This is a genomic window from Citrobacter sp. C348, from assembly GCF_047467975.1.
Taxonomy (GTDB): Bacteria; Pseudomonadota; Gammaproteobacteria; order Enterobacterales; family Enterobacteriaceae; genus Citrobacter; species Citrobacter gillenii.
This window is the reverse complement of sequence record NZ_JASJUJ010000006.1, coordinates 183524-208239: the sequence shown is the minus strand read 5'-3', so window position 1 is coordinate 208239 and position 24716 is coordinate 183524. Positions and strand designations below refer to the sequence as shown.

The following is a 24716-nucleotide window of genomic DNA, read 5'->3' as shown; positions in this document are numbered from 1 at the left end:
AATTTAATAAAAAGCCTGAGATTGGAAGATCTCAGGCTTTTATTTTTGGTTTGATGTCACTGACAATCCAAGCTTACCTGTTCAACAATAATACTTGCTTCTGCTTTCTCTGGTAAGACATGCGCTACACTTTTAAATCCAGGTAATGTCTGCCATACCAAGGGATCGCCGATAACGAAAATATGTTTTTTAGCCCGGGTAAGGGCGACGTTAAGAAGATTAGGTTTGCTCGACGCCCATTCCGCGCCGCCGCGATTATGTTCATCGCAACCGAGAACAAAAATAACAATGTCGTTTTCTTTCCCCTGAAATGTATGGACTGTCCCAATACACTTTTTTTGCCACTCTTTGATTTCTTTACGTTTTAATCGCGGCGAGTATTGTTGCCAGCTTGCCAACTCTCTTTGTTCAATCAGTTCCAACAACGCATACTTAACAGCCTTGAATGGGGTAATAACGTAAATAGACCCCAGTTCTGTGTTTTCCGCGAGTAGGCGGTCCAGCAGAATAATTAGGCTTTGCCCGTGGCTATCACGATACTGTTTGTCGCCCTGACCACCTCTTGATATAAGCCAGTGGTTTTCAAGTTCATCATTCACGAGACGACTGCAGATTTTTTCTGTATCAAGCCCGTGAATCATCCGACCATTGTATGCGAGCTTATTAGCAATACTGAACATAGGTTCAATACAACGGCGATGCACCCACAAAGGGATCCCAATCCAGATGCTATTATTCATCGCCTCCAATTTACAGCCCCAATGATTGACGCGATCGGCAACCTGTTGGACTGAGAGTTTTTCTGGATTCCACTTTTCTGCATGCTCGTGTAAGAGGTTCTGACAAAGGTGCAGAGCCAGTTCAGGTGAGGTGGTGAATACGGGCTCAATCTGTAATGGATCGCCTACTACGAGCACGCTCCTGGCGCGCCAGATAGCTCCGACAGCCTGCTGAGGTGATGCCTGGCCTGCTTCATCGATCATTACCCAGCCGAGCTCGCCGCCCTTCACTCCATGCAGCATACGTCCCACTGAGGCAAAGGTTGTCGAGAGTACCGGGACAAACATGCATAACGTTTGCCACCAGGGTAGTGGCGTGGGCTCAAGATGAGGGGAACTTAAAAAGCCCCCCAAACGGCGCAGGAACATTTCTCTGAAACGATTGATTCCCATTGACTCATAAAGCCAGGCCTGGTGAAGATCCATCGCAGCCATAAATAGCAGAGAGCGTTGGCGGTTAACCTGTATGTTTTGCCAAAATGCGGTGCGCTGTAAGTCGGCATTATCAATGGACTTATGGCTATCAGGTATTGATATGCCTGAAAACTGTTTTGTCAGGCTCCGCAATTTTTGTTCTATTGCTTTTCGCTGCCGGGTAATCCGTTCTATTTCTTCCTGTAAGAGACGTTGTTTGGTTTTTGCTTCATTCAGTTGTTTACACTGCTCGGTAATGTGTTGTCTTTTTTGCACCAACAATGTATCGAGGGTTAAAAGATGCTGTTGTACGTGATGTAATGACTGCTGGTGAGCATGTACTTTTTTACGGTTTAGCAAACGAGTCAGCAAGCCTGGGGCATTATCTTCTTTAACTTTTTGCTGCTGCCTTGCATGCTGAGCCTGTTTTTCAATTACGTCCCGCTCATCTTCAAATGCCTTTAATACGCTAAGTAGCTCTTCACATCGCACTGTTGTTTTTGCCAGGTCCGAAGACAGAACATCAGATGAATCATCAGGTTTTATAGCCAACAATTCGGCAAATTCTACTAACTGTTTTTGCAGTTCCTGTGTTGTTTTTAGGCAATCAATGAAATGCTGCTTCGCAGTGGTGAAAGAGAGTTTATTGTGACAAGACTTCCAGCGCCAAAGGCTGAGAAAGTTTTCATTGTTCGGTCTGAGCATTTCGACTGAAGTATCGCGTAAAAAATGCTCATCAAACAGTAGTCTCTGGGCTAATTGTGTACGATTTGCCTTTCTTCCAAGAGCTGCCGAAATTAATCCCCAACACTGTTTTTCTGTCTCAAGAGGACGAAAGAGATGGTAATTACGCTCAGTTCCTTTCCCGTCTTTATCTCTTTTATGCGCTGATTTGGGCAGGGATTGTGCTGCAACTTGATTTGCGGTCGGCGATAAATAGTCAAGAGAACGAAATTCTTCGGCCAGCGATTTCTTTTGCGGTAATTCGTTAGAGATATTTTCTACGGCTGCATTATTGGATGAAGCCACAATCATTTCGAAACCGGTCAGTTCCGGGACGATAAAGCCTTCATGGGTAAGCGTATCTTCCACGTTGCTAAAACCCGCAAGGACTCTCGCTCGTTCAACGACATTATGCGCAACTAAATCGCGCAGCAACGTCGTTTTCCCCGTTCCCGGAGGTCCATTTACTGATAGTAATCCACCTTCAGCAAGCTCTTCTACCGCCGTATTAATTGCAAACTGCTGCATTAATGACATCGCATGCCCTGGCTCTGAAGGCCAGCGTCCCAGAGGCATTTTGCTCGGATGCAGCTTATTGATGATGGCTGTTAGTCCTTCCTGAGAATAGAGATCCGGTTCTCTGTGAGCGCTGTGAGTGAGGTAAGTATTGAGAGTTCGACATTGAGTGTCTGTCAGTGATGACATTGCATCTTCAATATCCTCAAAAAAGAAGCTATTTAAGATAGGAAGTACTAATGCTTTTTCATTGTCGCTTATGAGGTCTTCCGTTTCGCTAGCTTCTTCTTGTTCCGTGTCCTTGCTCTCGCTGTTGCCATTAAACCAGTCAATTTGTACGGCATATTGCCATTCGGGTGTAAAGTCCGCCCATGTCGCTAAATGTGTGTTAAGCAGCATGAGAATATCGTTTGCACACAATACACCAGGGCCTTTTTCTCTAACCGGTTTTAGCATGCTGCAGAAATTACGGAAAATATCAGCAAGATACATGCAATCAGCCGCGAATTCAGATGAGTCAAGCTTGTGGAGTTGGCGTTTTTTTAGGTGACCTAATGCCCAAGGTAACGAGCTGACCGACAGTTTGTCGCTTGCGGGTACACCTTCTCCATTTAACTGCATCTTGGCAAAACAGGTTGTTCCTTCCTGATTCAGTCGTTGCTCACATTCTTCGTGATTCTCTTCACTTGGCCCAATCACTTCCCGGCTAATGCGACTGACGATGTTTTTCTCGAATAATCCCAAGTGGACAATAAATGATGTTTTTGTCGATATATCATATTGCTGGCGTAATTCTTCTGAATGCCACGGAAGTAAAGTATCACCAAGTTTAATAAGACTTTTTAGTGGGATTAGCACACTTTCATCTTTTTTTTCAAGCGTATAAGGCTGGAAAAACTCAGTTCGTTGCCAGGATTTTAGTATTTCTTGTGGGCGAGGTGTTAAGTCCATTTTAGCTCTTTGATTATTATCCCAATATACCAATGAATACGAGAATACTCTGATCTCGAAATTTTTGTAGATCTTGGCGGAGGATATCTTTCCCTCTGTAGTACTGCTCTCAGTAGGTCGTTTTGATTACAGCGTGAGTAAAAGCATCGAAAAATCCGAGCTGTTCATCATGAATAATCTAATATTAACGATGAGTCATGCGGAGTAAGATAGTAATTACGAAGTATTCACCCAATAGAGAGAATAAAAGTGAAACATCTACATCGTTTTTTTAGTAGCGATGCCTCGGGAGGCATTATTCTTATCATCGCTGCGGTAGTAGCAATGTTGATGGCCAATAGCGGCGTAACCAGTGGATGGTACCACGACTTTCTGGAGACCCCGGTTCAACTGCGGGTTGGTGCGCTTGAGATCAATAAAAATATGCTGCTGTGGATCAACGACGCCTTAATGGCGGTGTTTTTCCTGCTGATTGGTCTGGAAGTTAAGCGTGAGCTGATGCAGGGTTCGCTGGCCAGCCTGCGGCAGGCGGCATTTCCGGTGATAGCCGCGATTGGCGGGATGATTGTCCCGGCGTTGCTGTATCTGGCGTTCAACTATGCCGATCCGATTACCCGTGAAGGATGGGCGATCCCGGCGGCGACGGATATCGCGTTTGCACTCGGCGTGCTGGCGCTGCTGGGCAGCCGTGTTCCGCTGGCGCTGAAAATCTTCCTGATGGCGCTGGCGATTATCGACGATCTTGGTGCGATTGTGATCATCGCACTGTTCTATACCAGCGATCTCTCCCTGCTGTCGTTGGGGGTTGCCGCGTTCGCGATTTTCATTCTGGCGGCGTTGAATCTGTGCGGTGTCAGACGTACCGGTATTTACATCCTGGTGGGGGTCGTACTGTGGACCGCGGTGCTGAAGTCAGGCGTGCATGCGACGCTGGCGGGTGTGATTGTCGGTTTCTTTATCCCGCTGAAGGAAAAACATGGTCGCTCTCCGGCGAAACGTCTGGAGCACGTGCTGCATCCGTGGGTGGCTTATTTGATCCTGCCGCTGTTTGCCTTCGCCAATGCGGGGGTTCCACTGCAGGGTGTGACGATGGACGGACTGACCTCCATCTTGCCGCTGGGGATTATCGCCGGTCTGCTTATCGGTAAGCCGCTGGGGATCAGCCTGTTCTGCTGGCTGGCGTTACGCCTCAAGGTGGCGCAGCTGCCGGAAGGTACGAACTTCCAGCAAATCATGGCTGTGGGTATTCTGTGCGGAATTGGTTTTACGATGTCTATTTTCATCGCCAGCCTGGCGTTTGGTAACGTTGATCCGGAGCTGATTAACTGGGCGAAACTGGGGATCCTGATTGGTTCTCTGCTGTCGGCGGTGATCGGTTATTGCTGGCTGCGTACCCGGTTAAACGCGTCAGTCTGAGCCGATAACCCTTTGGTGACAATTTTCAGGGAGAGAGTATGTCTCATATAAATTACAACCACCTGTATTACTTCTGGCATGTGTATAAAGAAGGTTCGGTGGTAGGGGCCGCAGAAGCGCTTTATCTGACACCGCAAACCATTACCGGGCAGATCAAAGCGCTGGAGGAGCGCTTACAGGGGAAGTTGTTTAAGCGCAAGGGGCGAGGTCTGGAACCCAGTGAGCTAGGCGAATTAGTTTTTCGGTATGCAGACAAAATGTTCACCCTAAGCCAGGAGATGCTGGATATCGTGAACTACCGTAAAGAGTCTAACTTATTGTTCGATGTGGGTGTGGCGGATGCGTTGTCTAAACAGCTGGTCAGCAGCGTGCTCGACGCCGCCGTCGTTGACGATGAACAAATCCATTTACGCTGCTTTGAATCCACGCATGAGATGCTACTGGAACAGCTCAGCCAGCATAAGCTGGATATGATTATCTCCGACTGCCCAATAGACTCAACGCAACAGGAAGGGTTATTTTCGGTGAAAATCGGCGAGTGCAGCGTGAGCTTCTGGTGCACCAATCCGCTGCCGGAGAAGCCGTTTCCAGCCTGCCTTGAGGAGCGTCGCCTGCTGATACCCGGGCGTCGCTCAATGCTCGGGCGCAAGCTGCTGAACTGGATCAACTCGCAGGGATTGAACGTTGAGATCCTCGGGGAATTTGACGATGCCGCATTGATGAAAGCCTTTGGTGCTACGCACAATGCCATTTTCGTCGCCCCTACGCTCTATTCTCACAATTTCTACGCTGATGATTCCATCATTGAGATTGGACGCGTGGAGAATGTGATGGAGGAGTACCACGCCATATTTGCAGAAAGGATGATCCAGCATCCGGCGGTACAGCGGATTTGCAATGCCAACTATTCGGCATTGTTTAAGCCACAACAGGCATAGATAACATCCTGTTTCCGGCTGCGGGCGTACCGCAGCCGGGTTATGACTACAGGGTTAACATGCTTCGGTACTGCCCGCCTTCACGGATAAATACCGGGATCCTGTTCAGCGGCGTGGCGTAATGCAGCGTTTGCCCACCCTGATAGCACTCGCCAGTTGCAAGATCCGTCCATTGCTCGCCTTCCGGCAGCCAGACGTTACGCTCGCACATGCCTTCATGCATGACTGGGGCAATCAGCAGGTCGGGACCGAAGCAGTACTGGTCAGTGATTTCCCAGCTTTTTGCCTGCTCAGGAAATTCAAAAAACAGGGTACGCATCACCGGCGTATTGTGTTTATGCGTTTCCGCCATTAGCGCTTTAATGTAGGGCTTGAGTTTTTCGCGCAGCTTCAGGCAACCCGTCAGCACGTTGCACACCTCCTCGCCATAGCTCCAGACTTCGTTTGGCGCGCCGGTTGGGCATTGGGCAATCCCGTCCCGATACGGCTGCTCAGGTAAAATTTGCGGATCGCGATTGCCGTGCAGGCGCATTACCGGGCTAAAGACCCCCCACTGGAACCAGCGAATCAGTAGCTCATGAAAGTGCGGGTCATGAATATTACCGCCATGAAAACCGCCAATATCCGTCGTCCACCACGGAATGCCCGCGATTCCCATATTCAGGCCGGCGGCAAACTGATTGCGCAGAGAACGAAACGATGAGTGGATATCGCCGGACCACACCAGCGCGCCGTAGCGTTGGCTGCCCGCCCATGCACAGCGCAGCAGGTTGATTACCTGCTCTTCACCCTCTGCTTTCATGCCGTCAAAGAAGGTTTTGGCGAACATTCGCGGATAGATATTACCTACTTCAAGCACTGGTCCGGCGTGGTAGCGATAGTTATCGTAGTCGTAGACGCTGAACTCTGGTTCGGCTTCATCTAACCAGAAGAGCTTCACGCCTTTGTCGTAATAATTACGCTTTGCTTTGCCCCAGATGTAGTCGCGCGCTCCGGGGTGGGTGGCATCAAAGAAGGTGGTATTGCCGAGGAAATCCATATTAATCGGCAATCCGCGTTCTGTTTGTACCAGCCAGCCGTTTTCGCGCATCTCCCGATAGCTTTCGGTGCGGCTATCGACCGTTGGCCAGACGGAGACCATCAGCTCGATACCTAATGATTTCAGCTCGGCGATCATTGCGTCAGGGTCAGGCCAGTCGCGCGGGTCGAACGTCCAGTCGCCCTGATTCGGCCAGTGGAAGAAATCGATAACGATCACCGAGATGGGTAAATTACGCTGTTTATACTCGCGGGCGACTGCTAACAGCTCCTCCTGAGTACGATAACGCAGTTTGCACTGCCAGAAGCCCATGGCGTAATCCGGCATCATCGGTGGGGTGCCGGTGGCGAGCGCATAGGCCTGGCTGATTTCAGCCGGGGTATCGCCAGCGGTGATCCAGTAGTCCAGTTGCTCGCTGACGTGGGCTTCCCACTCGGTCACATTGTGGGCGAACGTCACGCGGCCAACTGCCGGGTTGTTCCATAAAAATCCGTAGCCGAGACTGGAGAGCATAAACGGCACCGAGGCCTGAGAATTGCGCTGGGCTAGCTCGAGTACGCATCCTTTGAGGTCAAGATTGGCTTGTTGGTACTGGCCCATACCGTAAATTTTTTCGCCTTCAGCGGCTTCAAAGCGGGCTTTTAGCGCGTATTTCCCTCCCGGGATCGGACGAAACTCACGCCCCTCAAGGTTAAGCGCACTGACATACTGACCATGGGACGATTCATCTTCGCCAATTTCTCCACGCTGCCGCCAGAACTCCTGCAGCAGGCACTTATGCGGATGGCGATAAAACGCGATTTGCCCCTTCTGGTTGACGATAGCGGTGATTTTTCCGTTGGTTAGCGTTGCCTGCCTGTGGTCATAGTCGATGTGGCAGGTGCTTTCTGCGACCGGCTCCGTCAGTGCCCAGTCCTCATTTCGCATAACCGGCAGGTGACGGCCGCTGCGCACGCGCAGGCTGTTCTCGCCCCAGGGTTCTATCCATAAATAGCGATCGTTTTGCTGCCAGACCAGGCGGCGCGGGTCTTGCTGTAAAAATGGCATGATGGTACTCCCGTATTCAGGTGGTGGCGGTTAAGAGTGTTAGCGGTGGGCGGTTTCCAGATCGCGGCGGACCTGGTCTTCCATGGCTTCGTACTTACGGAAGAAAAGCAGCGGGATCGCCGCGAGTGCGAAGAGCAGGGCGGGTGCCCAGATAAAGGCCCAGGTTATCCCCTCCAGCCCGGCGACGCTTTGAGCATGGTTGGGAACGTAGCCGAAGCTGTTCATGATCCAGGCGGCGAAGGCAGTGCCGAGGCCGCTGCCCATTTTGATGCAGAACGTGCTGCCGAAGGCGATAAGGATGCCGGTTGCTTTGATACCCGTCTTCCATGCGCCAAAGTCGACCGCAAAGCCCAGCATGGCAAAGGGCATTGAACAGGCGATGCCGCTGCCGATATTACCGAGAACCCAGGCGGCGATCAGTAAAGGAATGTTATCGGCAGCCAGCCACATCAGCACACCGCCCAGGGTGGCGACCAGCAGACCGCTAATCCAAATCCATGTTTTCGAGAGGTATTTGCTAAAGAAGGGAATGGCGATGATGAACAGAATCTGAATGGTGGCAAGGCTGTTGATCAGCGGGACCAGATCTTTGCGGTCAAGGTTATAAGTCAGATAGTAAACGATAGTTGTTGAGCGCTGCTGCAGAGCTATCCAGAAAATCAGGTTGGCCAGCACCATCAGGATCCACGGCCAGTTACCTTTCATTGCCGCGAAGCTCTTTTTCATCGGCAATTTGGGTTCTTGCTGTATTTTATCCGCATCCATTTCACGAATATTTTTAAACGCAAAAAGAGTCAGTGAGCAGGATATAATGGCGAACAGAACTGCCGTGTAAATAAACCCGGCATGATCATCACCGTTACCTAAAAACGCCACTAACGGTAGCGCGGTTGCATTCATTAATAAGACGCCGATTTGTCCACCGGTCATTCTCCAGGAGTTAAGTACCAGTCGCTCCTTTGGCGATAGCGTCATTAAGGGTAATATTGCGCTAAGCGGCGTGTTTAGCCCGGTAAATAAAATACTGGCAATCATATAGGATATTGCTGCATATATGGCTTTTCCCGTCATACTGATATCAGGGGACCAAAATGACAGCGCGCTGAATACGCCAAAGGGCAGCGGTAGCCATAAGAACCACGGACGGCATTTCCCGTAACGAGAACGTGTTTTATCGATGATGATCCCCCAGATGGGGGCATCGATCCCGTCTACAATGCGCGCCAGTAGCAGGATGACCCCGGCAACGGCGAGACTGATCCCTGCAACATCCGTGTAGAAATATAATATGTAGGTTGAACCGAAGCAGTACAGCAGATTACCCGCCACGTCTAAAGAACCGTAGCTGATACGCTGTAGTAAAGGCAATGATGCTGACCCGGAAGATTGGGTATCCTCAATAACAGAACTCATGATGATAACTCCTGTATTGGAACGATACGCCCAGAAAAACAGCTTCTACTTTCTAAGCAATTTTTAATGATTATTTTATGGCGTGATGAAATTTAGCCTCGGTTTAAAATGCGTGATTACGGTGTAGATAAAAAATAGTTAACCCCATCGTAGCGATCAATTATCAAATCTTACATCGGGATTGCGTTTATTCGTTTTCGGTCAAGTGATGTTTTTATTTGCTATGATGGTCACAATTTCTGTGACAATGAAATAAAAAAAGGAAAACAGTGAAAGAAAATAACTTTCGAATAAATCCCCGCTACTGCTGAAGGGCGCAGTGCTGAAAAACAAGCGGACTGAAGAAGACGAGTGGTTGAGTGAGTGAGAGACGTCAGGTGTTGGCGAAAATCAGCGTGCAGCAGACATAAAAAAACCCGCTTGCGCGGGTTTTTTCACAAAGCGACAACAAGCAGGTGATTAAGCCAGTTTGTTGATCTGTGCAGTCAGGTTTGCTTTATGACGTGCAGCTTTGTTTTTGTGGATCAGACCTTTAGCAGCCTGACGATCCACGATTGGTTGCATTTCGTTAAATGCTTTCAGTGCAGTAGCTTTGTCGCCAGCTTCGATGGCTGCGTATACTTTCTTGATGAAAGTACGCATCATAGAGCGACGGCTAGCGTTGTGCTTGCGGGCCTTTTCAGACTGAACGGCGCGCTTCTTAGCTGATTTGATATTAGCCAAGGTCCAACTCCCAAATGTGTTCTATATGGACAATTCAAAGGCCGAGGAATATGCCCTTTTAGCCTTCTTTTGTCAATGGATTTGTGCAAATAAGCGCCGTTTAAAATGCAGCACTCGTTGCGTAGTGATGGCGCAGGATTCTACCAGCTTGCGTGCTGTGAATACAGCTTTTCCACGAGAAAAGTTGAATTGATTGGTCAGCGGAGGACCGCATTTTGTTTCATAACAATGAAAACAATCTTCTTTCTGTTTCGCAGAACCAATCGCCGGTTAACCTTGACCGCGGTACAGGGTATACTTTCACGATTTTCACTGTTTTGAGCCAGACATGAAGCTGATACGAGGCATACATAATCTCAGTCAGGCCCCGCATGGGTGTGTGCTGACTATTGGTAATTTCGACGGCGTGCACCGTGGTCATCGCGCGCTGTTGCAGGGCTTACAGGAAGAAGGGCGCAAACGAAATTTACCCGTCATGGTGATGATTTTCGAGCCGCAGCCGCTGGAACTGTTTGCGACTGAAAAGTCACCTGCGCGACTGACTCGTCTGCGGGAAAAGCTGCGTTATCTGGCGGAATGTGGCGTTGATTATGTGCTGTGCGTGCGTTTTGACCGACGTTTTGCCGCATTAACGGCGCAGAACTTTATCAGCGATCTGTTGGTGACGCGCCTTGGCGTACAATTTCTTGCCGTGGGTGATGATTTCCGCTTTGGCGCTAGCCGCGCGGGCGATTTCTTGTTATTACAGGAAGCGGGCGCGGAGTATGGCTTCGATATCACCAGCACGCAGACCTTCTGTGAAGGCGGCGTACGGATCAGCAGCACCGCGGTGCGTCAGGCGCTGGCAGACGATAATCTGCTGCTGGCAGAAAGCTTACTGGGTCATCCGTTTACCATCTCAGGACGGGTGGTACACGGCGACGAGTTAGGGCGTACCATTGGTTTCCCGACGGCAAATGTCCCCCTTCGTCGCCAGGTTTCTCCGGTGAAAGGGGTGTACGCAGTTGAGGTGATGGGCTTGGGCGAAACGCCTTTACCCGGGGTCGCGAATATCGGTACCCGCCCAACGGTGGCCGGTGTACGCCAACAGTTAGAAGTGCATCTACTGGACGTTGTAATGGACCTCTATGGTCGCCATATAGATGTTGTGCTGCGTAAAAAAATACGCAGCGAGCAGCGATTTGCCTCGCTGGATGAACTAAAAGCGCAGATTGCGCGTGATGAGTTAACTGCCCGCGAATTTTTTGGGCTATCAAAACCGGCTTAACGCCTATACGAGTTTTAAATACGGAACCGAGAATCTGATGAGTGACTATAAATCAACCCTGAATTTGCCGGAAACAGGGTTCCCGATGCGTGGCGATCTCGCCAAGCGTGAACCGGGAATGCTGGCGCGTTGGACCGATGATGACCTGTACGGCATCATTCGTGCGGCTAAAAAAGGCAAAAAAACCTTTATTCTGCATGATGGCCCTCCTTATGCGAATGGCAGCATTCATATTGGTCACTCCGTTAACAAGATTCTGAAAGACATTATCGTGAAGTCCAAAGGGCTTTCCGGTTACGACTCCCCCTATGTCCCAGGCTGGGACTGCCACGGTCTGCCTATCGAACTGAAAGTAGAGCAAGAGTTCGGCAAGCCGGGTGAGAAGTTCACCGCCGCTGAGTTCCGCGCCAAGTGCCGCGAATACGCCGCAACGCAGGTTGACGGTCAGCGTAAAGACTTTATCCGTCTGGGCGTGCTGGGTGACTGGCAGAAGCCGTACCTGACGATGGACTTCAAAACCGAAGCCAACATCATTCGCGCGCTGGGAAAAATCATCGGTAACGGCCATCTGCATAAAGGCGCGAAGCCGGTGCACTGGTGTGTAGACTGCCGTTCCGCGCTGGCGGAAGCGGAAGTTGAGTATTACGACAAAACCTCCCCGTCTATCGACGTTGCGTTCCACGCCGCCGATCAGGATGCGGTGAAAGCGAAATTTGGCGTTTCTGACGTGAATGGCCCGATCTCTCTGGTTATCTGGACCACCACCCCGTGGACCCTGCCGGCTAACCGTGCGATTTCTCTGGCCCCTGATTTTGACTATGCACTGGTGCAGATTGACGGTCAGGCCGTGATTCTGGCAAAAGATCTGGTCGAAAGTGTGATGCAGCGTCTCGGCGCGGCGGATTACACCATTCTGGGCACGGTAAAAGGCGCTGAGCTGGAACTGCTGCGCTTTACCCATCCGTTCATGGGCTTTGATGTTCCGGCGATCCTGGGCGATCACGTGACGCTGGATGCCGGTACCGGTGCGGTACACACCGCGCCAGGCCACGGTCCGGATGACTACGTGATTGGTCAGAAATACGGCCTGGAAGTCGCAAACCCGGTAGGGCCAGATGGTACCTATCTGCCGGGTACGTACCCGACCCTGGATGGGGTTAACGTCTTCAAAGCGAACGATGTTGTCGTGGCGCTGCTGACTGAAAAAGGTGCACTGCTGCACGTTGAGAAGATGCAGCACAGCTATCCGTGCTGCTGGCGTCATAAGTCACCGATCATCTTCCGTGCCACCCCGCAGTGGTTTGTCAGCATGGATCAGAAAGGCCTGCGTGCGCAGTCGCTGAAAGAGATCAAAGGCGTGCAGTGGATCCCCGATTGGGGCCAGGCGCGTATTGAATCCATGGTTGCCAACCGTCCTGACTGGTGTATCTCCCGTCAGCGTACGTGGGGTGTGCCGATGTCACTGTTTGTCCACAAAGACACTGAAGAGCTGCATCCGCGTGCCATCGAACTGATGGAAGAAGTGGCTAAACGCGTTGAAGTTGACGGTATCCAGGCGTGGTGGGATCTCGATCCAAAAGATATTCTCGGTGATGAAGCCGACCAGTACGTTAAAGTACCGGATACCCTGGACGTATGGTTCGACTCTGGCTCTACCCATTCATCCGTTGTCGACGTGCGCCCTGAGTTTTCGGGACACGCGGCAGATATGTATCTGGAAGGTTCTGACCAGCATCGTGGCTGGTTCATGTCTTCGCTGATGATCTCTACTGCGATGAAGGGCAAAGCGCCGTACCGTCAGGTACTGACCCACGGTTTCACCGTTGATGGTCAGGGTCGCAAGATGTCCAAGTCCATCGGTAACACCGTTTCTCCGCAGGACGTGATGAACAAGCTGGGTGCGGACATTCTGCGTCTGTGGGTGGCGTCTACCGACTATACCGGCGAAATGGCCGTTTCTGACGAAATCCTGAAGCGTGCTGCCGACAGCTATCGCCGTATCCGTAACACCGCGCGTTTCCTGCTGGCAAACCTGAACGGGTTTGATCCAGTGAAAGACATGGTGAAACCGGAAGAGATGGTTGTTCTGGACCGGTGGGCAGTGGGCTGTGCGCAAGCGGCGCAGGATGAGATCCTCAAAGCCTACGAAGCCTATGACTTCCACGAAGTGGTACAGCGCCTGATGCGTTTCTGCTCCGTTGAAATGGGGTCGTTCTACCTCGACATCATCAAAGACCGTCAGTACACCGCGAAAGCGGACAGCGTGGCGCGTCGTAGCTGCCAGACCGCGCTGTTCCATATTGCCGAAGCGCTGGTACGCTGGATGGCGCCGATCATGTCCTTCACCGCAGATGAAATCTGGGGCTACCTGCCGGGCTCCCGCGAGAAGTACGTCTTCACCGGTGAGTGGTACCAGGGGCTGTTTGGCCTGGCCGATACCGAAGCGATGAACGATACGTTCTGGGACGAGCTGCTGAAAGTGCGTGGCGAAGTGAATAAGGTCATCGAGCAGGCGCGTGCGGATAAGAAAGTGGGCGGTTCTCTGGAAGCGGCAGTGACCCTGTACGCTGAACCTGAGCTGGCTGCCAAGCTGACAGCGCTGGGCGAAGAGTTACGCTTTGTTCTGTTGACATCGGGTGCGACTGTTGCGGACTATGCTGCAGCACCGGCCGATGCTCAGCAGAGCGAACTGCTCAAAGGCTTGAAAATTGCTCTGAGCAAAGCCGAAGGTGAAAAATGCCCGCGCTGCTGGCATTACACGACCGACGTGGGTCAGGTGGCGGAACACGCAGAAATCTGCGGACGCTGTGTCAGCAACATCGCCGGTGATGGCGAACAACGTAAGTTTGCCTGATGAGTCAGCCTCTTTGTTCAACAGGACTACGCTGGCTGTGGCTAGTGGTAGTCGTGCTGATTATTGATTTGGGCAGCAAGTACCTGATCCTCCAGAACTTTGCTCTGGGGGATACGGTATCGCTGCTCCCGTCGCTTAATCTGCACTACGCGCGAAACTATGGCGCGGCGTTTAGCTTCTTAGCCGACAGCGGCGGCTGGCAACGTTGGTTCTTTGCCGGTATCGCTATTGGTATTTGCGTCATCCTGGCGGTGATGATGTATCGCTCGAAGGCGACGCAGAAGCTGAACAATATCGCGTATGCGTTAATCATTGGCGGTGCACTGGGCAACCTGTTCGACCGCCTGTGGCACGGCTTCGTGGTTGATATGATTGACTTTTACGTCGGTGACTGGCATTTCGCCACCTTCAACCTTGCCGATACGGCGATTTGTATCGGTGCGGCGTTGATTGTGCTGGAAGGTTTCTTACCGTCGAAAGAGAAAAAAACCGCATAAAAAATGCCGGATGGCGCTATGCTAATCCGGCTTACAGTCTATCGCGAACCTTGTAGGCCCGGTAAGCATAGCGCCACCGGGCAAACAAGCGGCAGCACTTTTAAAGAGCAACCTGCATGTCTAAATCAGTACAGAGTAACAGTGCGGTGCTGGTGCACTTCACCTTAAAGCTCGACGATGGCTCCACCGCAGAGTCAACCCGCAATAACGGCAAGCCTGCGCTGTTTCGCCTGGGCGACGGTTCTCTGTCTGAAGGACTGGAACAACACCTGCTGGGGTTAAAAGAGGGCGATAAAACCACTTTTGCTCTGGAGCCTGATGCTGCTTTTGGCGTATCAAGCCCGGACCTCATTCAGTATTTCTCGCGTCGGGAGTTTATGGACGCGGGTGAGCCAGAAATTGGCGCTATCATGCTCTTTACCGCAATGGACGGCAGTGAGATGCCTGGCGTGATCCGCGAAATCAACGGTGATTCGATCACGGTTGACTTCAACCATCCGCTGGCCGGGCATACCGTTCATTTTGATATTGAAGTGCTGGAAGTCGAACCGGCACTGGAGGCGTAAAATGCAGATCCTGTTGGCTAACCCGCGCGGTTTTTGCGCTGGCGTAGACCGCGCTATCAGCATTGTGGAAAACGCGCTGGCCATCTACGGCGCGCCGATTTATGTCCGTCATGAAGTGGTGCATAACCGCTATGTGGTGGATAGCCTGCGCGAGCGCGGCGCTATTTTTATTGAGCAAATCAGTGAAGTACCGGACGGTGCGATCCTGATTTTCTCCGCCCACGGCGTGTCTCAGGCCGTGCGTAACGAAGCCAAAGGCCGCGATCTGACGGTCTTTGATGCCACCTGCCCGCTGGTGACCAAAGTGCATATGGAAGTCGCGCGCGCCAGCCGCCGTGGCGAAGAGTCGATTCTGATTGGTCACGCCGGACACCCGGAGGTTGAGGGTACGATGGGCCAGTACAGCAACCCGCAGGGGGGGATGTACCTGGTGGAATCGCCGGAAGACGTCCTGACGTTGAATGTCAAAAATGAAGGTAAGCTCTCCTTCATGACCCAGACTACGCTCTCAGTTGATGACACCTCTGATGTGATTGATGCCCTGCGTCAACGCTTCCCGAAAATTGTTGGGCCGCGCAAAGACGATATCTGCTATGCCACCACCAACCGTCAGGAAGCGGTTCGTGCGTTGGCGGAGCAAGCGGATGTGGTACTGGTTGTCGGCTCGAAAAACTCGTCGAACTCCAACCGCCTGGCAGAACTGGCCCAGCGTATGGGCAAGGCCGCGTATCTGATTGACGATGCGACCGATATCCAGGAAGTCTGGGTGAAAGATGCGGCGTGCGTCGGCGTGACGGCCGGTGCTTCTGCGCCGGATATTCTGGTACAGAACGTGATTGTCCGTCTGCAGGAGCTCGGTGGTGGGGATGCTATCCCACTGGAAGGCCGTGAAGAGAACATCGTGTTCGAAGTGCCGAAAGAACTGCGTGTGGATGTTCGTGAAGTAGAGTAAGTCTTTCGCGAGACGATTATGAGAAGATGCCAGACTTAACGTCTGGCATTTTTTTATGGAGAAACCATGCGCTTACCGATCATTCTTGATACCGATCCCGGCATTGATGATGCTGCCGCGATTGCCGCTGCATTGTTTGCCCCCGAGCTGGATCTGCAACTGATGACGACGGTGGCAGGCAACGTGTCAGTGGAAAAAACGACCCGTAATGCGTTGCAGTTGCTGCACTTTTGGAATGCGGATATTCCGTTGGCGCAGGGGGCAGCTATGCCGCTGGTGCGGCCGCTGCGCGATGCCGCTTCCGTACACGGTGAGTCCGGTATGGAAGGGTATGAATTTGTCGAACACAATCGGCAGCCGCTGGCGAAACCCGCCTTCCAGGCTATTCGTGACGCGCTGATGCATGCCCCGCAGCCCGTTACGCTGGTGGCAATTGGCCCGTTGACCAATATTGCTCTGTTGCTTACCCACTATCCTGAATGCGTATTCAATATTCGCCGCCTGGTGATGATGGGCGGTTCAGCCGGGCGCGGTAACTTTACGCCCAATGCGGAGTTTAATATTGCTGTCGATCCCGAAGCGGCGGCAAAGGTCTTTCGCAGTGGGCTGGAGATAGTCATGTGCGGGCTGGATGTCACCAACCAGGCCATGCTGGCACCGGAGTACCTGGCAACATTACCCGCACTTAATCAGACGGGGAAAATGCTGCACGCGCTGTTCAGTCATTATCGTAGCGGCAGCATGAATACCGGTCTGCGTATGCACGATCTCTGCGCCATAGCCTGGCTGGTCCGCCCGGATCTGTTCACGCTCCAGCCCTGCTTTGTGGCGGTGGAAACCCAGGGGGAATACACCTCGGGAACGACGGTAGTGGATATCGAGGGTCGCCTTGGGCAGCCCGTCAACGCGCAGGTCGCGCTGGCGCTGGATGTTGACGGCTTCCGCCAGTGGGTCGCTGAGGTGCTGTCACGCGCGCCATAATCAACGGCCAGATTGAGGCAATTTCTCGCTAAGGTAATCAATCATGGCCCGCATTCTGGCGGGCATATGTCGGTTGCGTGTCCATAAGAGCCACAGACCGCCGCTGTAATCGCTGATAAACTCCCACTCCGGTAATACCTGGACAATCTCGCCGCTGGCAAGCGTTTCACGGGCGGTAAACAGCGGCAGGCTGCCAATCCCCAGATGATGCTTTACCGCGTCCAGCCGCACGCCGGTATGGTTGGCAGCATAACGCCCATGAGTTTGCAGAGTTTCAATTTTATCCCCACGGCGAAACTTCCAGCGCGAATCAGCGGGCGTTTCGCCAAGGCTAATACAGCTATGATCGCGCAGGGCTTGTGGGGTATCGGGCGTACCGTGCTGACGCAAATATTCCGGCGTGGCGCAGATAACGTGACTGACCGGCATCAGCGGCTTGCCGTACAAACCCGGCGACGGCGACTGACTGATGCGCAGTGCCAGATCCACGCCATCATCAATCAAGTCCATATAGCGGTCTTCCAGCCTCAGACAGACATCCACTTCCGGGAAGCGGGTGAAAAACTCCGCCATTAAGGGGTGAATAACAAAACGCCCGACCGCCTTTGGCACGCTGACCGTTAGCTTCCCCTGGGCAATGGTCTGGAGGCTGCTGCCGGAGTCTACCGCCATTTGAGCGGCGTTTAGCATCTCTTGCGCGTGTTCATAAACCATCTTCCCGGTCTCGCTTAGCGCCAGCTTACGGGTGGTGCGGTGCAGCAGTTTGCTGCCTAATGCCTGCTCAAGCCGCGAGACGCTGCGGCTGATAGCGGAAGGCGTTGCGCCGGATATTTTGGCGGCGGCGGAGAAACTCCCCTGGTCGATAATCAATACAAAGGTGGCAAGATCAGGAAGCAGGTTGGGATTCATTTGTGCGTACCGGGCAAAGATGCATTGAATGTTGATGGGATTATCGGTGCTGGTAAAGTGAATATACTCTGCTCATCAAGAGGAGAACAACCATGACTGAACGTCTTTATTACACCAGCGATGACACGCGAGGCCATGCGACGATCACACACTGCACGGCAGAACCCGATGGGCGCTATGCGATTACGCTCGATAGCACGCTGTTTCATCCACAGGGCGGCGGACAACCCTCGGACAGTGGCGCGATCGGTGGCGTCCCGGTTGAAGGCGTGATGACGCGCGGTGAAGAGGTGGTGCATATTGTGGCGCAACCGCTGCCGCCTGGCGAAACGACGCTTAATATTGATGCTGCTGCCCGCCATCTTCACGCCCGTCTGCACTCAGCCGGGCACATGATTGGTCAGGCCGGTGAAATATTTGGTTGGCGACCGGTTAAAGCCCACCATTGGCCGAATGAAGGGCGCATTACTTTTGCGATAGGTGAGGGCAGCACTTTGCCGGAAGCGGCACAACTGATGGCGAAAATTGGCCAATGGCAGACCGACAATCTTGCGCGCCGAATTACCTTTGACGGCGGCTTACGCCAGGTCGGTTTTGGTGACCTACCGGGATATCCTTGTGGCGGTACGCACGTGGCCCGTTTATCCGAGTTGGGTGAGGTGATTATTACACAGGTGAAGCTGAAAAAAGGGCAGATGGTGGTGAGCTATACTCTAGCGGCCTGAAAATGGGCTGGAAGAAACGGTCACGCGAATTGGCTACCTACCGTTGGGTTTTAAAGTGCTTTTCTTATCGTCTGTCGCCATTCTGAGCGAGTTTGACTTCTTTCCCCGACTGCGGCAATGATTCATCCTGCGGGGTGAATCATGTCTTTTACTGATATTCCTCTCTGTTTATCATTAATTTCTAATTATGGACGTTTTCGGCTGGCGACCCTGTCGCGGGCTGGTTACTCTGAAAACGATTTACGCAATTTTAACAAAAGAGAATAGCTATGCATGATGCACAAATCCGCGTCGCCATTGCAGGCGCCGGTGGCCGCATGGGACGGCAGTTAATTCAGGCCACGATGGCGATGGAAGGAGTACAACTGGGGGCGGCACTCGAGCGTGACGGCTCCTCTTTACTGGGCAGCGATGCTGGTGAGCTGGCGGGCGTTGGAAAATCTGGCGTAACCGTTCAGAGCAGCCTCGAAGCGGTAAAAGACGATTTCGATGTCTTTATCGATTTTACCCGCCCGGAAGGCACGCTGACGCATCTGGCATTTTGTCGGCAGCATGCAAAAGGCATGGTGATTGGCACGACCGGGTTTGATGATGCCGGTAAGCAGACCATTCGCGATGCCTCGCAGGATATCGGCATTGTGTTTGCCGCCAACTTTAGCGTCGGCGTGAACGTGATGCTTAAACTGCTGGAGAAAGCGGCGAAGGTGATGGGCGACTATACCGACATCGAAATTATTGAAGCGCACCACCGTCATAAAGTGGATGCGCCGTCAGGAACCGCGCTGGCGATGGGCGAGGCGATTGCCGGGGCGCTGGACAAAGATTTAAAGGACTGTGCCGTCTACTCGCGTGAAGGTTACACCGGTGAACGTGTGCCTGGCACTATCGGTTTTGCCACCGTGCGTGCTGGTGACATCGTCGGGGAACATACAGCGATGTTCGCCGATATTGGCGAACGTATCGAGATTACGCACAAAGCGTCCAGCCGCATGACGTTCGCCAACGGTGCGGTAAGATCGGCGATGTGGTTGAAAGGTAAATCAAACGGTCTTTTTGATATGAAAGATGTGCTTGATTTAGGCAGTTTATAAGGTTTTATTACCCTTCGTGATGTGGTTATTGTAATCATAATTCATTGATTACATGGGGCAATATTTTATTGCCCTTTTATTTTTCCATTGTTTTTATAATTTTCAATTAAAACACTTATTTTAAGATGTTTTGTAATGTGTTTTTGTTGCCTCAATGTAAATTTTGACCAAATGGTCCACTTTTTTGTCTGCCATGATTCATTTTTACATTCTTGACCTCCCGCAAGCGTTTTCTACCGTTACTTAGCTGATCTTTTTGCCTGTTAAATCACATGATTTGTCCCAGTGGCGTAAAATAATAATAAAAAATCCCCTTTTGGGTAGACTTTTTCCCGGGCTGTCTCTAGAATGCCGCCGTTTGCCAGAAATCCATAGGTAAGCAAATTTGCATTGATTCATACTGTGTTAATGAATTAATATGCAAATAAAGTGAGTGAATATTCTCTGGAGGGTGTTTTGATTAAGTCAGCGCTATTGGTTCTGGAAGACGGAACCCAGTTTCACGGTCGGGCCATAGGGGCAACAGGTTCGGCGGTTGGGGAAGTCGTTTTCAATACTTCAATGACCGGTTATCAAGAAATCCTCACTGATCCTTCCTATTCCCGCCAAATCGTCACCCTTACTTATCCTCATATCGGCAATGTCGGCACCAATGAAGCCGATGCAGAATCTTCTCAGGTACATGCGCAAGGTCTGGTCATCCGAGACCTGCCGCTGATTGCCAGCAATTACCGCGATACCGAAGACCTCTCTTCTTACCTGAAGCGCCATAACATCGTGGCGATTGCCGATATTGATACCCGTAAGCTGACCCGTCTGCTGCGCGAGAAAGGCGCTCAGAACGGCTGCATCATCGCAGGGGATAACCTGGATGCACAGCTGGCGCTGGAAAAAGCGAAAGCCTTCCCGGGCCTGAACGGCATGGATCTGGCGAAAGAAGTCACCACGGCAGAACCGTATGGCTGGACCCAGGGAAGCTGGACGCTGGAAGGCGACCTGCCGGAAGCAAAATCCGCTGAAGAACTCCCGTTCCACGTGGTTGCCTACGATTTCGGCGCGAAACGCAACATTCTGCGTATGCTGGTGGACCGCGGCTGCCGCCTGACGGTTGTGCCTGCGCAGACCTCCGCAGAAGATGTATTAAAGATGAATCCGGACGGTATCTTCCTGTCCAACGGTCCTGGCGACCCGGCACCATGTGACTACGCGATTGCCGCGATTCAGAAATTCCTCGAAACCGATATTCCGGTGTTTGGCATCTGTCTCGGCCATCAGCTGCTGGCGCTGGCGAGCGGTGCGAAGACCATCAAGATGAAGTTTGGCCACCACGGCGGCAACCATCCGGTGAAAGATATCGATAACAACACCGTGATGATTACCGCGCAGAACCACGGTTTTGCGGTGGATGAAGCCTCTATGCCTGCTACCTTGCGCGTCACGCACAAATCACTGTTCGATGGCACCCTGCAGGGTATCCATCGCACCGACAAACCGGCGTTTAGCTTCCAGGGCCACCCTGAAGCGAGCCCGGGGCCGCACGATGCTGCGCCGCTGTTCGACCACTTTATCGAGTTAATTGAGCAATACCGTCAGTCCGCGAAATAATCAGGAGTTAAAAGAGCCATGCCAAAACGTACAGACATAAAAAGTATCCTGATTCTGGGCGCGGGTCCGATTGTTATCGGCCAGGCGTGTGAGTTTGACTATTCCGGTGCGCAGGCGTGTAAAGCCCTGCGTGAAGAGGGTTACCGCGTTATTCTGGTCAACTCCAACCCGGCGACCATCATGACCGACCCGGAAATGGCCGATGCCACCTACATCGAGCCAATTCACTGGGAAGTGGTACGCAAAATTATCGAAAAAGAGCGCCCGGATGCGGTACTGCCTACCATGGGCGGCCAGACGGCGCTGAACTGCGCGCTGGAGCTGGAGCGTCAGGGCGTTCTTGAAGAATTCGGTGTGACCATGATTGGTGCCACCGCCGATGCGATTGATAAAGCAGAAGATCGCCGTCGCTTCGACATCGCAATGAAGAAAATCGGTCTCGACACCGCGCGTTCTGGTATCGCACACACCATGGAAGAAGCGCTGGCGGTTGCCGCTGACGTCGGCTTCCCGTGCATCATCCGCCCGTCCTTCACCATGGGCGGTACCGGCGGCGGTATTGCCTATAACCGCGAAGAGTTTGAAGAGATTTGCGAACGCGGTCTGGATCTTTCCCCAACGAAAGAGCTGCTGATTGATGAATCGCTGATTGGCTGGAAAGAGTACGAGATGGAAGTGGTACGTGACAAAAATGATAACTGCATTATTGTCTGCTCCATCGAAAACTTCGACGCCATGGGCATTCATACCGGTGACTCCATCACCGTGGCACCTGCCCAGACGCTGACCGACAAAGAATATCAAATCATGCGTAACGCCTCGATGGCGGTACTGCGTGAAATCGGCGTAGAAACCGGCGGGTCTAACGTGCAGTTTGCGGTGAACCCGAAAAACGGCCGCCTGATTGTCATTGAAATGAACCCACGCGTTTCCCGCTCCTCGGCGCTGGCGTCGAAAGCCACCGGCTTCCCGATTGCGAAAGTGGCGGCGAAACTGGCGGTCGGTTACACCCTCGATGAGCTGATGAACGACATCACCGGCGGCCGTACTCCGGCGTCGTTCGAACCGTCTATCGACTACGTTGTGACTAAGATCCCGCGCTTTAACTTCGAGAAGTTTGCCGGTGCTAACGACCGTCTGACGACGCAGATGAAGTCCGTCGGCGAAGTGATGGCGATTGGCCGCACACAGCAGGAATCGCTGCAAAAAGCGCTGCGTGGTCTGGAAGTGGGCGCCACCGGTTTCGACCCGAAAGTGAGCCTGGATGACCCGGAAGCGCTGACCAAAATTCGCCGTGAGCTGAAAGACGCAGGCGCTGAGCGTATCTGGTACATCGCCGATGCGTTCCGTGCTGGTCTGTCCGTTGATGGCGTCTTCAACCTGACCAACATTGACCGCTGGTTCCTGGTACAGATTGAAGAACTGGTGCGTCTGGAAGAAAAAGTTGCAGAGCTGGGGATTAACGGCCTCGACGCTGATTTCCTGCGCCAGCTTAAGCGTAAAGGCTTTGCCGATGCGCGTCTGGCAAAACTGGCTGGCGTGCGCGAAGCGGAAATCCGCAAACTGCGCGAACAGTATAAGCTGCACCCGGTTTATAAGCGTGTGGATACCTGCGCCGCAGAATTCTCCACCGACACCGCCTACATGTACTCCACCTATGAAGAAGAGTGCGAAGCGAACCCGACTCAGGATCGCGACAAAATTATGGTGCTGGGCGGTGGTCCGAACCGTATCGGTCAGGGTATCGAATTCGATTACTGCTGCGTACATGCCTCGCTGGCGCTGCGCGAAGACGGTTACGAGACCATTATGGTCAACTGTAACCCGGAAACGGTTTCTACCGACTACGACACCTCCGACCGTCTGTACTTTGAACCGGTAACGTTCGAAGACGTGCTGGAAATCGTGCGTATCGAGAAGCCGAAAGGCGTTATCGTGCAGTACGGCGGGCAGACTCCGCTGAAGCTGGCGCGTGCGCTGGAAGCCGCAGGCGTGCCGGTTATCGGCACCAGCCCGGACGCGATTGACCGCGCTGAAGACCGTGAGCGTTTCCAGCAGGCGGTTGACCGTCTGAAGCTGAAACAACCGGCCAATGCCACCGTCACCGCCATTGAAATGGCGGTCGAGAAAGCAAAAGAGATTGGCTACCCGCTGGTGGTGCGCCCGTCCTACGTGCTTGGCGGTCGGGCGATGGAAATTGTCTATGACGAAGCCGACCTGCGTCGCTACTTCCAGACCGCGGTCAGCGTCTCCAACGACGCGCCAGTGCTGCTGGACCGCTTCCTGGATGACGCAGTAGAAGTGGACGTGGACGCTATCTGCGACGGCGAAAGGGTGCTGATTGGTGGCATTATGGAGCACATTGAGCAGGCGGGCGTTCACTCCGGCGACTCCGCGTGTTCCTTGCCAGCCTACACGCTGAGCCAGGAAATTCAGGACGTGATGCGCCAGCAGGTGCAGAAACTGGCCTTCGAACTGCAGGTTCGTGGTCTGATGAACGTCCAGTTTGCGGTGAAGAACAACGAAGTTTACCTGATTGAAGTCAACCCGCGTGCGGCGCGTACCGTACCGTTTGTCTCCAAAGCCACCGGCGTACCGCTTGCAAAAGTGGCGGCGCGCGTGATGGTCGGTCAAACGCTGGCACAGCAGGGCGTCACCAAAGAAATTATCCCGCCGTACTACTCGGTGAAGGAAGTGGTGCTGCCGTTTAACAAGTTCCCGGGCGTTGACCCCCTGTTAGGGCCAGAAATGCGCTCTACCGGTGAAGTGATGGGCGTAGGCCGCACCTTTGCGGAAGCATTCGCCAAGGCGCAGCTGGGCAGCAGCTCCACCATGAAGAAACAGGGCCGCGCATTGCTCTCCGTGCGTGAAGGCGATAAAGAGCGCGTCGTTGACTTGGCGGCGAAGCTGCTGAAGTTTGGTTTCGAGCTGGACGCCACCCACGGTACGGCAATTGTACTGGGGGAAGCCGGTATCAACCCGCGTCTGGTAAACAAGGTGCATGAAGGTCGTCCGCATATTCAGGACCGTATCAAGAATGGCGAATATACCTATATCATCAACACCACTGAAGGTCGTCAGGCGATTGAAGACTCCAAGCTGATTCGCCGCAGCGCGCTGCAGTACAAAGTTCATTATGACACCACGCTAAACGGCGGTTTCGCCACGGCGATGGCGCTGAATGCGGATGCTACCGAGAAGGTGACCTCCGTTCAGGAAATGCACGCACAGATCGCGAAGTAATCGACAATGACCCACCCGCTTCTGAGCGGGTCGGGTCTGCAATTTAATAAGAAACGGTTTCTGTAAA

18 protein-coding genes are annotated in these 24716 nt (G+C 52.7%); 13 read left to right on the top strand and 5 right to left on the bottom strand.

Features of this window, described 5'->3' with window-relative positions; genetic code table 11:
* Positions 1-56 precede the first annotated feature (56 nt).
* Complete coding sequence (locus QNN86_RS13505; RefSeq protein ID WP_279277292.1) at positions 57-3383, bottom strand: DEAD/DEAH box helicase; 3327 nt, start codon at positions 3381-3383, stop codon at positions 57-59.
* Between the two features lie 249 nt (positions 3384-3632).
* Between QNN86_RS13505 and nhaA the strand changes: the two genes are divergently transcribed.
* The gene (gene nhaA, locus QNN86_RS13500; RefSeq protein WP_181618602.1) at positions 3633-4799 is read left to right on the top strand and encodes a Na+/H+ antiporter NhaA; all 1167 of its coding nucleotides are present in this window, start codon (positions 3633-3635) and stop codon (positions 4797-4799) included.
* Between the two features lie 38 nt (positions 4800-4837).
* Positions 4838-5737: a transcriptional activator NhaR gene (nhaR, locus tag QNN86_RS13495; RefSeq protein WP_181618603.1), complete on the top strand. Its 900-nt coding sequence runs from the start codon at positions 4838-4840 to the stop codon at positions 5735-5737.
* A 46-nt stretch (positions 5738-5783) separates the two neighbouring features.
* Here the strand turns inward: nhaR and QNN86_RS13490 are convergent, their stop codons facing one another.
* The 3 genes from QNN86_RS13490 to rpsT all read right to left on the bottom strand — a co-directional run bounded on the left by QNN86_RS13490 (position 5784) and on the right by rpsT (position 9959).
* A complete protein-coding gene (locus QNN86_RS13490; protein WP_182270458.1) occupies positions 5784-7823 on the bottom strand; it encodes a TIM-barrel domain-containing protein in 2040 nt (679 codons plus the stop codon).
* A 39-nt stretch (positions 7824-7862) separates the two neighbouring features.
* Positions 7863-9236, bottom strand: coding sequence for a glycoside-pentoside-hexuronide (GPH):cation symporter (locus QNN86_RS13485; protein WP_182270457.1), 1374 nt, complete (start codon positions 9234-9236; stop codon positions 7863-7865).
* A gap of 459 nt (positions 9237-9695) precedes the next feature.
* Positions 9696-9959 carry a 30S ribosomal protein S20 gene (rpsT, locus tag QNN86_RS13480; RefSeq protein WP_003018940.1) on the bottom strand — a complete coding sequence of 88 codons (264 nt, stop codon included), beginning with the start codon at positions 9957-9959 and terminating at the stop codon, positions 9696-9698.
* A gap of 105 nt (positions 9960-10064) precedes the next feature.
* On the opposite strand from rpsT, the gene QNN86_RS13475 reads away from it, so the two are divergent.
* From QNN86_RS13475 to rihC, 7 genes are all read left to right on the top strand, one after another.
* Entirely contained in the window at positions 10065-10280 is a 216-nt protein-coding gene (locus QNN86_RS13475; protein WP_096758366.1) for a DUF2575 family protein, read from the top strand.
* Positions 10281-10287: 7 nt separating this feature from the next.
* Complete coding sequence (gene ribF, locus QNN86_RS13470) at positions 10288-11226, top strand: bifunctional riboflavin kinase/FAD synthetase (RefSeq protein ID WP_279277289.1); 939 nt, start codon at positions 10288-10290, stop codon at positions 11224-11226.
* A gap of 37 nt (positions 11227-11263) precedes the next feature.
* Complete coding sequence (ileS, locus tag QNN86_RS13465; RefSeq protein WP_181618607.1) at positions 11264-14080, top strand: isoleucine--tRNA ligase; 2817 nt, start codon at positions 11264-11266, stop codon at positions 14078-14080.
* Positions 14080-14577 carry a signal peptidase II gene (gene lspA / locus QNN86_RS13460; protein ID WP_414211246.1) on the top strand — a complete coding sequence of 166 codons (498 nt, stop codon included), beginning with the start codon at positions 14080-14082 and terminating at the stop codon, positions 14575-14577. Before ileS ends, lspA begins: the two co-directional genes overlap by 1 nt.
* 116 nt (positions 14578-14693) lie before the next feature.
* A complete protein-coding gene (gene fkpB, locus QNN86_RS13455) occupies positions 14694-15143 on the top strand; it encodes an FKBP-type peptidyl-prolyl cis-trans isomerase (RefSeq protein WP_003018929.1) in 450 nt (149 codons plus the stop codon).
* A gap of 1 nt (position 15144) precedes the next feature.
* On the top strand, positions 15145-16095 hold the full coding sequence (ispH, locus tag QNN86_RS13450) for a 4-hydroxy-3-methylbut-2-enyl diphosphate reductase (RefSeq protein ID WP_182296702.1): 951 nt from the start codon (positions 15145-15147) through the stop codon (positions 16093-16095).
* 66 nt (positions 16096-16161) lie between these two features.
* A complete protein-coding gene (gene rihC, locus QNN86_RS13445; RefSeq protein WP_414211245.1) occupies positions 16162-17076 on the top strand; it encodes a ribonucleoside hydrolase RihC in 915 nt (304 codons plus the stop codon).
* Here rihC and QNN86_RS13440 read toward each other — a convergent pair whose 3' ends face one another.
* On the bottom strand, positions 17077-17985 hold the full coding sequence (locus QNN86_RS13440; protein ID WP_414211244.1) for a LysR family transcriptional regulator: 909 nt from the start codon (positions 17983-17985) through the stop codon (positions 17077-17079).
* Positions 17986-18077: 92 nt separating this feature from the next.
* On the opposite strand from QNN86_RS13440, the gene QNN86_RS13435 reads away from it, so the two are divergent.
* The 4 genes from QNN86_RS13435 to carB all read left to right on the top strand — a co-directional run bounded on the left by QNN86_RS13435 (position 18078) and on the right by carB (position 24649).
* On the top strand, positions 18078-18710 hold the full coding sequence (locus QNN86_RS13435; protein WP_181618611.1) for an alanyl-tRNA editing protein: 633 nt from the start codon (positions 18078-18080) through the stop codon (positions 18708-18710).
* Between the two features lie 269 nt (positions 18711-18979).
* The gene (dapB, locus tag QNN86_RS13430) at positions 18980-19801 is read left to right on the top strand and encodes a 4-hydroxy-tetrahydrodipicolinate reductase (RefSeq protein WP_135912611.1); all 822 of its coding nucleotides are present in this window, start codon (positions 18980-18982) and stop codon (positions 19799-19801) included.
* A 456-nt stretch (positions 19802-20257) separates the two neighbouring features.
* Complete coding sequence (carA, locus tag QNN86_RS13425) at positions 20258-21406, top strand: glutamine-hydrolyzing carbamoyl-phosphate synthase small subunit (RefSeq protein WP_414211243.1); 1149 nt, start codon at positions 20258-20260, stop codon at positions 21404-21406.
* Between the two features lie 18 nt (positions 21407-21424).
* Positions 21425-24649: a carbamoyl-phosphate synthase large subunit gene (carB, locus tag QNN86_RS13420; RefSeq protein ID WP_096758356.1), complete on the top strand. Its 3225-nt coding sequence runs from the start codon at positions 21425-21427 to the stop codon at positions 24647-24649.
* Positions 24650-24716: the final 67 nt, after the last annotated feature.

Excerpts from the sequence above, each read along its gene's own strand:
- QNN86_RS13505 (WP_279277292.1), bottom strand. The coding sequence starts at position 3,383 with ATGGACTTAACACCTCGCCCACAAGAAATACTAAAATCCTGGCAACGA.
- nhaR (WP_181618603.1), top strand. The coding sequence starts at position 4,838 with ATGTCTCATATAAATTACAACCACCTGTATTACTTCTGGCATGTGTAT.
- QNN86_RS13490 (WP_182270458.1), bottom strand. The coding sequence starts at position 7,823 with ATGCCATTTTTACAGCAAGACCCGCGCCGCCTGGTCTGGCAGCAAAAC.
- QNN86_RS13485 (WP_182270457.1), bottom strand. The coding sequence starts at position 9,236 with ATGAGTTCTGTTATTGAGGATACCCAATCTTCCGGGTCAGCATCATTG.
- QNN86_RS13475 (WP_096758366.1), top strand. The coding sequence starts at position 10,065 with ATGCAGCACTCGTTGCGTAGTGATGGCGCAGGATTCTACCAGCTTGCG.
- ribF (WP_279277289.1), top strand. The coding sequence starts at position 10,288 with ATGAAGCTGATACGAGGCATACATAATCTCAGTCAGGCCCCGCATGGG.
- ileS (WP_181618607.1), top strand. The coding sequence starts at position 11,264 with ATGAGTGACTATAAATCAACCCTGAATTTGCCGGAAACAGGGTTCCCG.
- lspA (WP_414211246.1), top strand. The coding sequence starts at position 14,080 with ATGAGTCAGCCTCTTTGTTCAACAGGACTACGCTGGCTGTGGCTAGTG.
- fkpB (WP_003018929.1), top strand. The coding sequence starts at position 14,694 with ATGTCTAAATCAGTACAGAGTAACAGTGCGGTGCTGGTGCACTTCACC.
- ispH (WP_182296702.1), top strand. The coding sequence starts at position 15,145 with ATGCAGATCCTGTTGGCTAACCCGCGCGGTTTTTGCGCTGGCGTAGAC.
- rihC (WP_414211245.1), top strand. The coding sequence starts at position 16,162 with ATGCGCTTACCGATCATTCTTGATACCGATCCCGGCATTGATGATGCT.
- QNN86_RS13440 (WP_414211244.1), bottom strand. The coding sequence starts at position 17,985 with ATGAATCCCAACCTGCTTCCTGATCTTGCCACCTTTGTATTGATTATC.
- QNN86_RS13435 (WP_181618611.1), top strand. The coding sequence starts at position 18,078 with ATGACTGAACGTCTTTATTACACCAGCGATGACACGCGAGGCCATGCG.
- dapB (WP_135912611.1), top strand. The coding sequence starts at position 18,980 with ATGCATGATGCACAAATCCGCGTCGCCATTGCAGGCGCCGGTGGCCGC.
- carB (WP_096758356.1), top strand. The coding sequence starts at position 21,425 with ATGCCAAAACGTACAGACATAAAAAGTATCCTGATTCTGGGCGCGGGT.